Here is a 14,031-nt window from a genome sequence, read left to right as displayed (position 1 = left end):
GACTGCAAAGATGCGATATGCATGGTTTGAGGTTCTGTCAAGCGTGCGGCTCAATGATGGTTGTGATTGACTTGGTTTCGTTGCGAATTTATGATTTATATCAAAGTTTCAGAAATTCCTGAAAATTGAGAACGTCATGAATTTATCGCCACTCGTCCAGTCTTTCGTGCTGCATTTCGGTGAAATGGGCAGCCGCTGGGGCATCAATCGCACCGTCGGGCAGATCTACGCGCTGCTCTATGTATCGGAGAAGCCGCTGAACGCGGATGAAATCGCAGAGAGCCTGAGCTTTTCACGCTCCAACGTCAGCATGGGTCTCAAGGAGCTGGAGTCCTGGCGGCTGGTCAGGCTGCAGCATTTCCCCGGAGATCGCCGCGAATATTTCTCCACGCCCGACGATGTCTGGGCCATTTTCAAAACCCTGGCCGAGGAGCGCAAAAAGCGCGAGGTGGAGCCTACGCTGACCATGTTGCGCGGCGCGATCATGGAGATGCCGGCCAGCGACGCTGAACGCCATGCCCAAGCGCGGATGAAGGAGATGCACCAGTTGATCGAACTGGTGACCACCTGGTTCTCCGATATCCAGCACATGGACGTGGAGACCTTGCAGCGCCTGATGAAACTGGGTTCGCAGGTGCAGAAAATCCTGCAGTTCACCCACTCGCTTTCGAAACTGACCAGTCGCGACGGCGACAGGGAGTAGCTATGGACTTTGACCCGCTGGTATTGGCGCGCATTCAGTTCGGCGCCAATATTTCCTTTCACATCTTGTTTCCCACCATCAATATCGCGATGGGCTGGGTGCTGCTGTTCTTCAAGCTGCGTTACCTGAAAACCGGTCAGCAAGGCTGGATGGACGCCTATGGCTTTTGGGTGAAGATCTTCGCCTTGTCCTTCGCCCTGGGCGTGGTCAGCGGCGTGACCATGAGCTTCCAGTTCGGCACCAACTGGCCTGGCTATATGCAGACGGTGGGCAATATCGCCGGCCCGCTGCTGGCGTATGAAATCCTGACCGCTTTCTTCCTGGAGGCCACCTTCCTGGGCGTGATGCTGTTCGGCCGTTCGCGGGTGTCCGAGCGAGTGCATACCTGGGCCACCTTCCTGGTCGCCTTCGGCAATACGGTGTCGGCGTTCTGGATTCTGGCCTTGAATTCCTGGATGCAGACCCCGACCGGCTTCAAAATGGTGGACGGCAAGGCGGTGGTGACCAGTTGGCTGGAGGTGATTTTTAATCCCTCTTTGCCCTACCGGCTGACCCATATGCTGATCGCCTCCGGCTTGACCACAGCCTTTCTGGTGGCGGGTCTGTCCGCTTATCGCCGGCTGAAGGGCGACCGCAGTGACGGCGCGAAGATGGCGCTGAAAACCGGCGTGGTGACCGCGGCCTTGCTGATTCCGCTGCAGATTTTCGTGGGCGACATGCACGGCCTCAACACCTTCAAGCATCAACCCGCCAAGCTGGCGGCGATTGAAGGTATCTGGCATACCGAGAAGGGCGCGCCGCTGTTGCTGTTCGCTCTACCCAATGCGGAAACCCGTCAGAACGATATGGCGGTGGGCATTCCCAAGCTGGCCAGCCTGATCATCACTCATGATCCCAACGGCGAGATCCGCGGTCTTAATGAGTTCGCTCAGCATCCGCCTGTGGGCAAGGTGTTCTGGAGCTTCCGCGTGATGGCCGGCGTGGGCGCGCTGATGTTGCTGGTGTCTTGGCTGGCCTGTTGGCAACTGCGTCGCCGCGGCCAGTTGGCGCCGCTGATGCTGCGGGCGCTGGTGGGCATGACCTTCGCCGGTTGGGTCGCGACCCTGGCAGGCTGGTACGTGACCGAGATCGGCCGTCAGCCGTGGCTGGTGGAGGGCGTGCTGACCACCGCGCAGGCGGCGGGTCCGGCGACCGGCGGTATGGTGGCGTCTACGCTGGCGATGTATCTGGGCCTGTACTTGGTGTTGCTGACCGCCTATGTGTCGGTCTTGTTCTACATGGCGGGCAAGGCGGCCGGCCAGTCCGGCGGCGAGGCCGCGCATCTTGAGGAGAAACTGGCATGAGTGGCGCTGTGTATTGGTTGCCGGTGGTGTTCGCCGGCCTGATGGCCCTGGCCATGCTGATTTACGTGGTGCTGGATGGCTATGATCTGGGCGTGGGCTTGTTGTTGCCCTTCGCCGAGGACGACGAGAAGGACATGATGATCGCGTCGATCGGCCCGTTCTGGGACGCCAACGAAACCTGGCTGGTGCTGGGCGTGGGCCTGTTGCTAGTGGGCTTTCCGCTGGCGCACGGCATCATTCTGGGCGAGCTCTATCTGCCGGTGGCACTGATGCTGGCTGGCTTGATCGTGCGCGGCGTGGCCTTCGACTTCCGCGTCAAGGCGCGCGAGCCGCATAAGCCGTGGTGGAATGTCGCTTTCGCCTGTGGCTCGCTGTTGGCGGCGCTGACTCAGGGTGTGATGCTGGGACGCTATCTGACCGGCTTCGCCGAGGGTTGGCTGGCCTGGGGCTTTGCCTTGTTGGCCGGCATCGGCTTGGCGGCGGCTTACACTTTGCTGGGCGCCGGTTGGCTGATCATGAAGACCAGCGGCGCTTTGCAAGCCAAGGCGGTGGCTTGGGCGCGGCGCAGCCTGGCCGGCGCCGGTCTGTCTGTGTTGCTGGTGTCGGCGGCCACGCCGCTGGCCAGCAGCCATATCGCCGCAAAGTGGTTCGCCCTGCCGGAGTTCTTGCTGCTGCTGCCCTTGCCCTTGGGCTGCATTGTGTTGTTCACCACTCTGTGGGTGATCCTGCCGCGCTTGGCGGCGCGTCAGGCCGCCGGCAATGATAATTGGTGCTGGGCGCCGTTCGCCTGCACCGTCGGCATCGTGCTGCTGTCGTTCTGGGGCCTGACTTATAGCGTGTTCCCCGAGGTGGTGATTGGCCGGCTGAATATCTGGCAGGCGGCCAGCGACACCGCGGCCTTGTGGGTGATCTTCTGGGGCGCGGCGGTGGTGCTGCCGGTGATTCTGCTGTACACCGCCTTTGTCTACCGGGTGTTCCACGGCAAGGCCAATGCGCTGACTTACCAATAAGCCGGTATCTGGCACCGCGTTTGACCAAGCCGTCTTTGCTCTGCGAAGGCGGCTTTTGCCATACTGGGAGCGCGTCATCCGTCTGCAATCCTCGCCGGCGATAATGATGCGTTTTGTTCGAGGTCTGCAAGGAAGCGCCCATGTCTTACTCCACGCCCGGCCGGCAATGGCCTTATCCCCGCTTCATCGCTCATCGCGGCGGCGGCGTTCTGGCGCCGGAAAATACTCTGGCCGGTTTTCGCGAAGGCTTGCGCTATGGCTACCGAGGCGCCGAATGCGATGTGAAGCTGTCGGCCGACAATGTCTGTTTTCTGCTGCATGACGACACGGTGGAGCGCACCAGCAACGGCCGCGGCGCGGCGGCGGCGCTGAGCATGGCGCAATTGGCGCGGCTGGACGCCGGCGGCTGGAAGGGCGCGGCTTTTGCCGGCGAGCCCATGCCGACGCTGGACACGGTCGCCGCCTGCTGCCTTGCGCACGGCATTGCCTTGAACATCGAGATCAAGCCCTGCCCGGGACGGGAGGCGGAAACCGGCGCTGCGGTGGCGGCGGAAGCCGCCCGGTTGTGGGCCGGCGCCGCGTTGCAGCCCTTGCTGTCGTCTTTTTCCGCCGAGGCGTTGCGCGCGGCGCGGGAAGCCGCGCCGGCTCTGACGCGCGCCTGGCTGGTGGAGCGGGTGCCGGCGGACTGGCTGTCGCGCTTGCGCGATCTGGACTGCGTGGCCTTGCATTGCGACTATCAGAGCTTGGACGCGGCCTTGGCGGCCAGCGTCAAGCAAGCGGGCTTTCAATTGCTGTGCTACACGGTGAATCATCCGGCCGATGCCGAACGTTTGCTGGCCTGGGGCGTGGATAGCGTCTGCACCGACCGTTTGGATTTGCTGCGGCCTATTTCAGGTTGAAAGCCTTGATGCTGCCGTCCGCCTTCATCGCCAGGATGGCTTGGTTCAGCCGCTGCATGGCGTCGTCGCTCAGCTGCGGATGACAGGCGAAATAGATATCCGTTTCATTCACCACCAGGGCGACGCGCGGCGTCGCCATTTTCATTTTGTCGGCCAGGCCCTGTATGCCCACGTCCAGCGTGGCCAGCAAGTCGATGCGGCCCAATTGTAGCTTGCGCAGGCTGCTTGCCGCGTCGGCGCTCTCGTCCAGTGTCCAGCCCTGCTGTTTTAGCCGGCTGGCCACGGCGGTGCCGCGTACGGCGCCGATATGGAATTGCCTGGCCTGCGCCACGCCGCCGAAGTCGCGGGTTTCGTCATGGCGCGCCAGCAGCACCAGCCGCAGGCGGATGACAGGCTCGCTCCAGCGGAACAGTGTTTCGCGTTCCGGAAAGCGGGCGGCGGTCAAGCAGGCGTCCGGGGTTTGCTGGACCAGCAGCACGGCGCGGGCGGTGGGGTAGGGCGTAAACTTGAACGGCAGGCCGGCGCGCAGGGACAGCGCGCGCATCAAGTCGATGGCGGCGCCGGAGACGTGTTGCTGATCGGCGGAGACTTCGATGATGGGAGGCTGAGGGCTGACCAGAATGGTCAGCCCGGCCGCCGCGGCGGGCGCCGAAGCCAACGCCGCGATCAGCTTTATCAGCGGGCGCGGCATTGTAGTCTAGACACTGAAACGGCCGGCGAGCTGCCCCAGCCGTTGCGACACCGATTGCAGTTCGCCGGCGGTCTGCGCGCTGGCTTCGACGGCGCTGGCGTTGGTTTCCGACATCCGCGCCACGCTTTCCACGTTTTGCGCCAGCGACTGGCTGGCGCTGCTCTGTTCCTTCAGGCCTTGAGTGATTTGATGGATGCTGTCCAGCACCTGATCCACGCATTGGCGGATGGAGGCGATGCTGGCGCCGGCGTTGCGGGTGTTCTCCTGGCCTTTCATGATAGCGCTCATGCCGGTTTGCATATTGGTGATGGCCTGCTGCGAGGTGCGCTGAATGTCGGAAACGATGGTGCTGATCTCGGTGGTGGATTGCGCGGTGCGTTCCGCCAGCTTGCGCACCTCGTCGGCCACTACGGCGAAGCCGCGGCCTTGTTCGCCGGCGCGCGCGGCTTCGATGGCGGCGTTAAGCGCCAGCAGATTGGTTTGGTCTGCGACATCGCGGATCACATCGACGATGCTGGCGATGGACTCCGATTGCTGGCCCAGCGCTCCTATGGTTTCCGAGGCAGAAGACACGTCGCGCACGATGCTGTCCATGCTGGCGCTGGCGCTGGCGTTGTGGATGATGGCGTTGCCCTCGCTGGATTGGCTGACCGCGGCGCGCGAGAGCTGATTGGCTTGCTCCGATTGCTCGGCGCTGACCATCAGGCTGGTGCTCAGTTGCTCGATCGCCGCCGCCATGCTGGCCGCGGCCTGGGTTTGCCGGGTGCTGCTATGGGAGACGTTCTGGGCGCTTTGAGCCATCTGGTCCGCAGCCGCGTTGACTTCGCGCGAGGTGTCCAGCAACTGCGTCACGGTGTCGCGCAATTGGTCGCGCATCTTGCCAATGGAGGCCAGCAAGCTATTGCTGTCCTGCTCGCGCAGTTGGATCCGGGTGCCCAGCTGGCCTGCGGCTAATTGTTCGACCACGCTTTGCACGTAGAAAGGCTCGCCGCCCAGTTGCAAGGTGATGGACAGGTAGAGCTGATGAAACAGGAAGCTGGCCAGCAGCATCGCGGCCAGGCCGATGCCGATGTAAAGATTGCGCTGAGCCTGCATGCGGTCGATGCGGGCTTGCAGCAACGCCTCCAGGTTTTTCAGCGTGACATCGCTGAAGCGGGAGCCGATCTCCGCGTTTTTCGCCGCCATCCCGCTCAGGGCCAAGGCTGCGCCGGTCTGGCCGGTGATGGCTTTGTCTATGGCCGCGGCCTGGCCTTGGTGGAAGGCGGCGAGCGCCTGAGATTCTGCGCTCAGCGCGTTTTTCAGCGACGGATTGTAGGCCAGCGCCTTGGCCAGATCGCTGTTCAAGCCGTCCAGCGTGCCATTGATCAGCGGGCGCAGCTCCACCAAGCGGTCGCGCTCGGCTGGTGTCAGCGTTTGGCCGGCCTCCGACTTGGCGGCCCAGGCCAGCGCTTCGCCGATGTAGTTGCTGAGCGCGGGCAGTTTGGTGGTTGCGGCGTCCATCAGGTAGTAACTGTCTATGTCCGGGTCCAGCGTCAGATTGGAGTTGTCGCTGGCGGCGCCTAGCAAGGCGTTGAGTTTGTCCGCCGTGCTGTCAAAGCTGGTGATGACTTGGGGCGGCGGGGCGCCTCCGATCCGCGACAGCGTGCCTCGCGCGGCGCTGGCGGTTTTCCAGGCTTCGTCGGTTTGCAAGATGCCGCCGTACCGTTCGTGAGCGCTTTGCAGTTGGTTCCAGCCTTGTTCCAGCTGCGCCTGCGCCGCGGGAAGCGCGGCCTTGGCGGCGGCTTCGCCCTGAGCCGCGCGCACGGCCAAGTCCTGAGCTTGCTCCAGCGCGCCCAGCAAATGCTGCAGCGGCTGAATATAGGACACCCCGACTCTTTCTTTTTGCGAAAAGTCGATATTGTCCTGATTGGTTCGATACAGACCGTACACCATGTACAGTAAGGCGACGGCAAAGACCGTGCCGATCAGCGCAAAGCGGCTGGGGTAGCTCAAGCGCTGCATCAGCCTTACCACGGGTGTTGTCATGATTTCGCTCCTGACTGTGGCGGAGACGCACGCAATGTGGACGTCTGCTTCGCCAGTTCCGGAATAGGCAATTTTCACGGGCTGCGATTGCCGCATGAAATGCGATGGCTTGTCGGATGAGGCGCTTATCAGTTCGTTTAGCTAAGGGGTCTGAGCTTTGGTTTGTCTGGCTAGGGCGAATAACCGGCAATAATGCCTGGGGCATCGAAAATGACTTTGGATTGTTTTGGCATTGGGTCAGCGTCCGGCTATTCGGAACGATTCAATGACAAAGGCGTGCTTTGAAACGGGGGAATGGACGTTTGTGAGGCTTTGGCCAAGATTGCCCGGCATTGCCAGCAATCACTCTATTTTGCTAAATTCGCCGGGTTTTGCATCGAACAGTCTGACGAAGCAGTGTCCTGAACCAGGCGACCCGACGGTCGCGGGGAACGGTTTCGTCAAGACTGCAATTTTCAAGCCCGGCGCCAAGACCGCGGCGAGGACAACCTTCCTGTCTGCAATCCTTCCGGCGCGCGTCGCCTATTTTCCAGATTGCCACGCTCAGAGCTTTATAGAGGATCCATGGACTTGCTTCATTCGTTTATCAATGCCGCCAATGATGTGATTTGGGGCAAAGTGCTGATTGGCCTGTTATTGGCCGTCGGCTTGTATTTCTCGCTGCGCTCCGGCCTGTTGCAGTTGCGGCTTTTTGCGCGCGGCTGGCGCGAGATGATGGGCGGCCGCGGTGGCCACCGCAGCAAGGACGACATCTCGCCGTTTCAGGCCTTCGCCACCGGCCTCGCCAGCCGTGTGGGCACCGGCAACATCGCCGGCGTGGCCATCGCCATTGCCGCCGGCGGACCCGGCGCGGTGTTCTGGATGTGGCTGACCGCCATGCTGGGCATGGCCAGCGCTTTCGCCGAATCGACCTTGGCGCAGCTGTTCAAGACCAATCACCATGACGACACCTTCCGCGGCGGTCCGGCCTACTACATCCAGAAAGGCCTGGGGCAACGCTGGCTGGGCGTGATCTTCGCCTTGTGCCTGATTCTGGCTTTCGGCTTGGTGTTCAACGCGGTGCAGGCCAACTCCATCGTGGCGGCCACCGAGGGCGCCTGGGGCTGGAACCGCTATATGGTGGGCATCGCCCTGGTGGTGATGAGCGCGCCCATCATCTTTGGCGGCGTGCGTTCGGTGGCGCGGGTGGCCGAATGGCTGGTGCCGGTGATGGCGGCCGTCTATTTGCTGATGACCTTCTATGTGTTGGCGGTGCATGCCGCCGAGTTGCCCGGTCTGATTGTGTTGATCGTCAAGAGCGCTTTTGGTCTGGAGCAGGCCGCGGGCGGTTTTGCCGGATACGCCGTGAGCCAGGCGATGATGCTGGGTATCAAGCGCGGTCTGTTTTCCAATGAGGCGGGCATGGGTTCCGCTCCCAACGCCGCCGCGACGGCGACCTCGCGCCATCCGGCAAGCCAGGGCGCGATCCAGATGTTCGGCGTCTTCATCGACACCATGGTGATCTGTACCGCCACGGCGGCCATCATTCTGTTGTCCGGCGTGCATGATCAGGGTTTGAGCGGGGTGGCGCTGACGCAGAAGGCCATCGAGGCCCAGTTCGGCCCGATCGGGGCGTCCTTCTTGGCGGTGGCGATGTTCCTGTTCGCCTTTTCCACCATCATCGGCAATTACGCTTACGCCGAGGGCAATGTCGAATTCATTCGTAGCAACAAGTGGATCTTGTTGGTGTTCCGACTGATCGTGCTGGCGATGGTGATGTTCGGCGCGGTGGCCAGCTTGCCGCTGGTATGGGACATGGCCGACTTCGCCATGGGCTTGATGGCCTTGATTAATCTGGTGGCCATTGTGTTGTTGTCGCGTTACTTCTTCATCGTGTTGAAGGACTATGAGCGTCAGCTGAAGCAAGGCGAGTCCACCCCTGTGTTCAAGGTGGCGGATTACCCGGAACTGGCGGCCAAGGTGGAAAAAGACATCTGGTAAGCCTTTGCCAGGCTCCAACGATAAACAGCCCGCGTTTAGACGCGGGCTGTTTTGTCATGGGATTGGCTTAAATGGTTTTGGAGTAGCGAGCCTGGGTGCGGCGCTCGCGCAGGTGCTTATCGAAGATCATCGCGATATTGCGGATCAGGAGACGGCCCTTGGGTTCCACCATGATGAAGTCGCCGTCGAAGGACAGCAGCCCCAGTTGCTGATATTCGCGGATCTGCGGCAACTCTTCCGCAAAGTACTCGGCGAAGTTGATGCCGTGAATTTCCTCCAGCGCTTCCACGGACAGCGAGAAACGGCACATCAGACCCTGGATGATGCTGCGGCGCAGGATGTCGTCATTGTCCAGCGTCAGCCCGCGCAGCACCGGCAGATGGCCGCTGTCCAGCGCCGCGTAGTAGCTGTCCAGATCTTTGGCGCTCTGACTGTAGCAGGGGCCGACCTTGCCGATGGAGGACACGCCAAGGCCAATCATGTCGCAGTCCGCATGCGTGGAATAACCCTGGAAATTGCGCTGCAGCCGGCCCTGGCGCAAGGCGGAGGCCAGTTCGTCGTCCGGCTTGGCGAAGTGATCCATGCCGATGAACACATAGCCGGCGTCGGCCAGGCGTTGCACCGAGTCCTGCAGGATGTCCAGCTTGGTTTCCGGCGACGGCAGATCGGCCTCGTTGATGCGGCGTTGCGGCATGAACACGGTGGGCAAATGGGCGTAGTTGTACAGCGCCAGCCGGTCCGGTCCTATGGCGATCACTTTGTCCAGCGTGCGACGCACCGATTCACGGGTCTGCAAGGGCAGGCCGTAGATCAGGTCGACGCTGACGGATTTGAAGCCGGCGTCGCGCGCCGCCTGGATCACCTCTAGAGTTTCCGCTTCGGACTGCACGCGGTTCACCGCCTGCTGCACCGCGGGCTCGAAGTCCTGAATGCCGACGCTGATGCGGTTGAAGCCTAATTCGGCCAGCTTGAAAATTGTAGCCGCACTGACTTTGCGCGGGTCTATTTCTATGGAATACTCCCCCTCCTTCAAGAACTCGAAATGAGTCTTGAGCAAGGTCATCAATCGTTCCAGTTGCGCGTCGGACAGGAAAGTCGGGGTGCCGCCGCCGAAATGCAGCTGTATCACCTGCTCTCGGCGCCCCAGACAGGAGGCGACCATCTGGACTTCCTTTTCCAGGTAGTCCAGATACAAGTCGGCTTTGCCGCTATCCTTGGTGATGATCTTGTTGCAACCGCAGTAGTAGCAGATAGTGTTGCAAAAAGGTATATGAGCGTACAATGATAAAGGTTTCCGGTTGGCGCCGATGCTGCGCTGCCGTAGCCAGTGGATGTAGTCTCTTTCGGCAAAACCCGGCGTAAAGCGATCTGCTGTCGGGTATGACGTATATCTAGGACCTGTCCCGTCGAGGCGTTCAATCAGAGCGCGGTCGAATTCAAAATGGGCAGGAGAAAATGGGTGGGTGGTCTTCATGTCGTATTTGGATGGCAAAACCTCTGGTGGACTGGTAAATTTGCGGAAATCCTGCGAATTTCGCTTTGATAAGGGTCAAGCTTCGTCGCAAGCTTGTACTAAACATGCCATGTCCGATCAGAACCATATCTCTTTGCATAACCTGAAGGTCTCCTGCTCCAACTGCAGCCTGAAGGAACTCTGTCTGCCAGTGGGGCTCAACCGCGAGGAACTGACCCAGCTTGACGCAGTGATCCGTCAAAGCCGCCGTTTGAAGCGCGGCGAGTACCTGTTCCGCAGCGGCGAGGGCTTCCGCTCGCTGTTCGCGGTGCGCACCGGCTTCTTCAAGACCAGCGTGGCCAGTCAGGACGGCCGCGAGCAGGTGACCGGCTTTCACATGTCCGGCGAACTAATGGGCTTGGACGGTATTTCCGCCAATGTTCACGGTTGCGACGCCATCGCGCTGGAGGACAGCGAGGTGTGCGAGTTGCCGTTCAGCCGCATGGAGAGCCTGGGCCGCGAAATTCCCACCTTGCAGCACCACTTCTACCGACTGATGAGCCGCGAGATCGTTCGCGATCAAAATGTAATGTTGCTATTGGGCAACATGAAGGCGGAAGAACGCCTGGCCGCCTTCCTGCTCAATTTGTCCCAGCGTCTGTCCACTCGCGGCTTCGCCGCCAATGATTTCATCCTGCGCATGAGCCGCGAGGAAATCGGCAGCTTCCTGGGTTTGAAACTGGAAACCGTCAGCCGCACGTTGTCCAAGTTCCAGCAGCAAGGCTGGATCACGGTCGATCACAAGCACATCCAGTTGGTGATGGTGGATGAGTTGAAGGCGCTGATTTCCGGCTGCGCTCACGCCAACGGTCATTGATCCCGCCGCTTCTGCGGAGCCTCGAAAGACGCAAGGCGTGTTTATGATCTCGCGATACAAGAGGAGGTCAGGCGAAAACGGCTGAGAAAGCGGATCGTAAACAGGTTCTTAGAGCCAGTTCAAAATCTAGCGAGCAAGAGCGAGACAAGGCGAAAACCGCTGAGAAAGCGGAATGGTCAAGTGGTACATGAGCATTTCGAAGCGGTACTCACCGTGGGGCGTATCACGAAGCGCAGCAGATTATGAACAGCCTCTTAGGCAAGCCATGAGGCTTGCCTTTTTCATTGCGGCGGCGCGCAGTCCGCGATTTGCCGCAACAAGCGCGACAACGGCGCTTCTTGAGGCCATCCCGGCGGAACGGCGAAGCCTCGCGCCACTTCATGCCAGTCGCCGTCCGGGCCGGGTTGCAGTTCGGCAAGCAATTGCGGTGCCTCTGCCTGTTCCAGCCGCGCGCGCAGTTCCGCCGCATCGGCGGTGTGTTCCCGCGAGAGGCGCGCAGGCGCCAGCCAACTGAGCCTGGGCAGCCAGGCCCAGCGGGAGTCCGCGTTCAACGCAGGCCAGTCGCCGCGCAGCGGCCAGTATTGCCCGTATAGCGGCAGGGCGCCGGGCGGCGGTTCCGGCGAGGTGTCTTGAGCGTGGAACAGCCAGCCGCTGAGCCGGGCGCCGACCGCGCAGCCGGCAAAGCCTTCCGGCAGCGTCGCTTGCGCCGCGGGGTGGCGGGATAGACGCAGTTGGGTCTGCAGCTTATGGGCTTTCAGCGCCCAGGCGTCGCGCAGGCTGGGACCGGTCAGCGTATCGGCGCTGCGGCCCAGCTGCAGGTAGAACTTGCTGGCGGCTTCCAGATGCAGCGGTTGGCCGTCCAGGCGCAAAAGGAAGTCGAATTCTCCGACGGTGCGGCCGTCTGGACCGCGCACAGGCAGATTGCTGGCGACTAGTTCGATGTGCGGCGCCAAGCGGAACCAGAACGACAGCAAGCGCTCGGCGTAATGACCCAGGCGGCGGGTGGGCTGGCGCGCCAGCCAGTGCCGCAGCTCGTCGGGATGAGCGTCCAGCGCTTGCAGCAGCGCCGGGCCGTCGGGGCCCAGCAGCCGGTGCGGCGGAATGTCCGCGCCGCTTTTCCAGGGGGAGGGCGCGGTGAGAAGAAAAGCCAGATCGCGCACCGCCGGATGCGCGTAGGGCAGGGTGAATGGCGGCCTATTCGCCATTCGGTCCGGGCGCGTCGCGACGGACTTCGCCGTCGGCAGCGCGCTGCACCTGTTTGAGGAAGCCGCGCAGGATGTCGATCTCCTCGCGCAGCATGCCGGCGCGGTTGAACAGGGTGCGCATCCGGCGCATCATCCGCTCGCTGTTGCGGCGGCGGAAGTAGCCGATCTTGTCCATGGTCTGTTCCAGATGGCCGCAGAAGCCCTCCACCTCGCCCAGCGCCGCCGCGTCGCTGTCGGCGCGCAGATAATCGACGTCCACGCCGGTGTGACTGAACAGCTCGTAGGTCATGACCTGCACCGCCATCGCCAGATTCAGCGAGAAGTAGTCCGGATTGCCGGGGATGGTGACCAGACGGTTGCACTGCTCGACTTCTTCGATCGACAGGCCGAAGGTTTCGTTGCCGAACACCAGGGCCACTTGTTCGCCGTCGCGGGCGCGGGCCACTAGTTCAGGCGTGGTTTGGCGTGGGGTGGACAGCGGGGTGGTCAGCTCGCGGCGGCGGCTGGTCAGCGCGCAGGCGATGGTGACGTCTTGCAGCGCCTCGGCCAGGCTGGGCACCACGGTGGCGTGTTCGAGAAGATCCACCGCCCCGGAGGCCAGCGTATTGGCTTCGTCGCTGGGAAACACTTTGGGTTCAACCAGATAGAGCCGGCTCAGGCCCATGGTCTTCATTGCCCGGGCGGCGGAGCCGATATTGCCGGGGTGGTTGGGGCGAGCCAACACCACGCGAATGTTTTTCAGAAAATCAGGTACTTGGGGTTTATTCATCAGCAGTTTCACATTAAAATAGCCGGCTTATCGAAAAAGCCCGCGCGCCGTTTTGCGCGCAAGGCCAGCGCTTGCCGGATGGGCAGGCATGCCGCCTTGCCCGATTGCGCCGGGTTTTTCTTGTTCCTTAACCCAGATTGTTACTAGCAGACGTCGCGTCATGTGGCGGACGTTTGTCATGGTTGAAAGTGTAGAGGCCGTCAATGCATCCGATGCTCAATGTCGCGGTGAAAGCCGCTCGCCGCGCCGGCAGTGTCATCCAGCGCGCGTCGCTGAATCTCGACGCGGTGCGCGTAGAGCGCAAGAAACACAATGACTTCGTGACCGAAGTGGACCGCGCCGCGGAAGAGTCCATCATCGCTTCCATTCTGGAAGCTTATCCCAAGCACGCGATTCTAGCAGAAGAGTCCGGCGCGAAAGGCATCGGTTCGTCGGAATACGAGTGGATCATCGATCCCATCGACGGCACTACCAACTTCCTGCATGGCCACCCGCAGTACGCGATTTCCATCGCGCTGGCGCACAAGGGCCAGGTGCAGCAAGCCGTGGTCTTCGACCCCAACCGCAACGATCTGTTCACCGCCTCGCGCGGGGTCGGCGCCTTCCTCAATGATCGCCGCATCCGCGTATCCAAGCGCTTCATGATGAATGAGTGCGTGATCGCCACCGGCTTCCCGGTGTCCGACCAAAGCTATATCGACCAATACCTGGGCATGCTCAAGGACGTGCTGGCCAAGAGCGCTGGCGTGCGTCGCGAAGGCGCGGCCTCGCTGGACCTGTGCAATGTGGCCTGCGGCCGCGTGGAAGGCTTCTGGGAGCTGAATCTCAAGCCCTGGGACATCGCGGCGGGCAGCCTGATCGTGCAGGAAGCGGGCGGCATCGTTACCGATTTGTCCGGCGAGCAGGGCTGGCTGGAGTCCGGCGATATCGTCGCCGCCAATCCGAAAGTGCTGGCGCAACTGCTGCACATGCTGGCGCCGCATATCGGCAAGTAAGCGCTGTCGGCTTGGCTCTTGGGGCTTGAGCGGGCTCAGCGCGTCACGGCGTCCTTGGGGACGCCGTTTTTGTTTGGAGCG

The 14,031-nt window shown here is 61.7% G+C and carries 12 protein-coding genes; 7 read left to right on the top strand and 5 right to left on the bottom strand.

What is annotated here, in order from left to right; translation table 11 throughout:
• Nucleotides 1–136 precede the first annotated feature (136 nt).
• From ACUXV1_RS08650 to ugpQ, 4 genes are all read left to right on the top strand, one after another.
• Complete coding sequence (locus ACUXV1_RS08650; RefSeq protein WP_114153030.1) at nt 137–703, top strand: GbsR/MarR family transcriptional regulator; 567 nt, start codon at nt 137–139, stop codon at nt 701–703.
• 2 nt (nt 704–705) lie between these two features.
• The gene (locus ACUXV1_RS08645) at nt 706–2,046 is read left to right on the top strand and encodes a cytochrome ubiquinol oxidase subunit I (RefSeq protein ID WP_107731545.1); all 1,341 of its coding nucleotides are present in this window, start codon (nt 706–708) and stop codon (nt 2,044–2,046) included.
• Nucleotides 2,043–3,056, top strand: coding sequence for a cytochrome d ubiquinol oxidase subunit II (locus ACUXV1_RS08640; protein ID WP_081574271.1), 1,014 nt, complete (start codon nt 2,043–2,045; stop codon nt 3,054–3,056). Before ACUXV1_RS08645 ends, ACUXV1_RS08640 begins: the two co-directional genes overlap by 4 nt.
• 140 nt (nt 3,057–3,196) lie before the next feature.
• Nucleotides 3,197–3,955 (top strand): glycerophosphodiester phosphodiesterase, encoded by a 759-nt coding sequence (gene ugpQ / locus ACUXV1_RS08635; RefSeq protein WP_446015146.1) that lies wholly within the window; start codon nt 3,197–3,199, stop codon nt 3,953–3,955.
• On the opposite strand, the gene ACUXV1_RS08630 is transcribed toward ugpQ, so the two are convergent.
• Together ACUXV1_RS08630 and ACUXV1_RS08625 are read right to left on the bottom strand one after the other, a co-directional pair.
• On the bottom strand, nt 3,942–4,646 hold the full coding sequence (locus ACUXV1_RS08630) for a substrate-binding periplasmic protein (protein ID WP_446015145.1): 705 nt from the start codon (nt 4,644–4,646) through the stop codon (nt 3,942–3,944). The genes ugpQ and ACUXV1_RS08630 overlap by 14 nt on opposite strands.
• 6 nt (nt 4,647–4,652) lie before the next feature.
• Entirely contained in the window at nt 4,653–6,671 is a 2,019-nt protein-coding gene (locus ACUXV1_RS08625; RefSeq protein WP_446015144.1) for a methyl-accepting chemotaxis protein, read from the bottom strand.
• A 564-nt stretch (nt 6,672–7,235) separates the two neighbouring features.
• Between ACUXV1_RS08625 and ACUXV1_RS08620 the strand changes: the two genes are divergently transcribed.
• Nucleotides 7,236–8,651, top strand: a complete 1,416-nt coding sequence (locus ACUXV1_RS08620) for an alanine/glycine:cation symporter family protein (RefSeq protein WP_019101096.1) — start codon at nt 7,236–7,238, stop codon at nt 8,649–8,651.
• Nucleotides 8,652–8,718: 67 nt separating this feature from the next.
• Here the strand turns inward: ACUXV1_RS08620 and hemN are convergent, their stop codons facing one another.
• A complete protein-coding gene (hemN, locus tag ACUXV1_RS08615; RefSeq protein ID WP_043590809.1) occupies nt 8,719–10,125 on the bottom strand; it encodes an oxygen-independent coproporphyrinogen III oxidase in 1,407 nt (468 codons plus the stop codon).
• A gap of 109 nt (nt 10,126–10,234) precedes the next feature.
• Between hemN and fnr the strand changes: the two genes are divergently transcribed.
• Nucleotides 10,235–10,981 carry a fumarate/nitrate reduction transcriptional regulator Fnr gene (fnr, locus tag ACUXV1_RS08610; protein WP_043590811.1) on the top strand — a complete coding sequence of 249 codons (747 nt, stop codon included), beginning with the start codon at nt 10,235–10,237 and terminating at the stop codon, nt 10,979–10,981.
• Nucleotides 10,982–11,262: 281 nt separating this feature from the next.
• Here the strand turns inward: fnr and ACUXV1_RS08605 are convergent, their stop codons facing one another.
• Nucleotides 11,263–12,186: a DUF1853 family protein gene (locus tag ACUXV1_RS08605; protein ID WP_114153036.1), complete on the bottom strand. Its 924-nt coding sequence runs from the start codon at nt 12,184–12,186 to the stop codon at nt 11,263–11,265.
• Nucleotides 12,176–12,955 carry an RNA methyltransferase gene (locus ACUXV1_RS08600; protein ID WP_043641119.1) on the bottom strand — a complete coding sequence of 260 codons (780 nt, stop codon included), beginning with the start codon at nt 12,953–12,955 and terminating at the stop codon, nt 12,176–12,178. The genes ACUXV1_RS08605 and ACUXV1_RS08600 overlap by 11 nt, the downstream gene beginning before the upstream one ends.
• A 203-nt stretch (nt 12,956–13,158) precedes the next feature.
• Between ACUXV1_RS08600 and ACUXV1_RS08595 the strand changes: the two genes are divergently transcribed.
• Nucleotides 13,159–13,950: an inositol monophosphatase family protein gene (locus ACUXV1_RS08595; protein ID WP_019102792.1), complete on the top strand. Its 792-nt coding sequence runs from the start codon at nt 13,159–13,161 to the stop codon at nt 13,948–13,950.
• Nucleotides 13,951–14,031 lie beyond the last annotated feature (81 nt).

This window comes from Chromobacterium sp. W521 (assembly GCF_052805975.1).
This window is presented reverse-complemented; position numbering and strand designations above follow the sequence as displayed.

Bases quoted from the DNA above. Each gene is read 5' to 3' on its own strand.
- ACUXV1_RS08650 (WP_114153030.1), top strand. From the start codon at position 137: ATGAATTTATCGCCACTCGTCCAGTCTTTCGTGCTGCATTTCGGTGAA.
- ACUXV1_RS08645 (WP_107731545.1), top strand. From the start codon at position 706: ATGGACTTTGACCCGCTGGTATTGGCGCGCATTCAGTTCGGCGCCAAT.
- ACUXV1_RS08640 (WP_081574271.1), top strand. From the start codon at position 2,043: ATGAGTGGCGCTGTGTATTGGTTGCCGGTGGTGTTCGCCGGCCTGATG.
- ugpQ (WP_446015146.1), top strand. From the start codon at position 3,197: ATGTCTTACTCCACGCCCGGCCGGCAATGGCCTTATCCCCGCTTCATC.
- ACUXV1_RS08630 (WP_446015145.1), bottom strand. From the start codon at position 4,646: ATGCCGCGCCCGCTGATAAAGCTGATCGCGGCGTTGGCTTCGGCGCCC.
- ACUXV1_RS08625 (WP_446015144.1), bottom strand. From the start codon at position 6,671: ATGACAACACCCGTGGTAAGGCTGATGCAGCGCTTGAGCTACCCCAGC.
- ACUXV1_RS08620 (WP_019101096.1), top strand. From the start codon at position 7,236: ATGGACTTGCTTCATTCGTTTATCAATGCCGCCAATGATGTGATTTGG.
- hemN (WP_043590809.1), bottom strand. From the start codon at position 10,125: ATGAAGACCACCCACCCATTTTCTCCTGCCCATTTTGAATTCGACCGC.
- fnr (WP_043590811.1), top strand. From the start codon at position 10,235: ATGTCCGATCAGAACCATATCTCTTTGCATAACCTGAAGGTCTCCTGC.
- ACUXV1_RS08605 (WP_114153036.1), bottom strand. From the start codon at position 12,186: ATGGCGAATAGGCCGCCATTCACCCTGCCCTACGCGCATCCGGCGGTG.
- ACUXV1_RS08600 (WP_043641119.1), bottom strand. From the start codon at position 12,955: ATGAATAAACCCCAAGTACCTGATTTTCTGAAAAACATTCGCGTGGTG.
- ACUXV1_RS08595 (WP_019102792.1), top strand. From the start codon at position 13,159: ATGCATCCGATGCTCAATGTCGCGGTGAAAGCCGCTCGCCGCGCCGGC.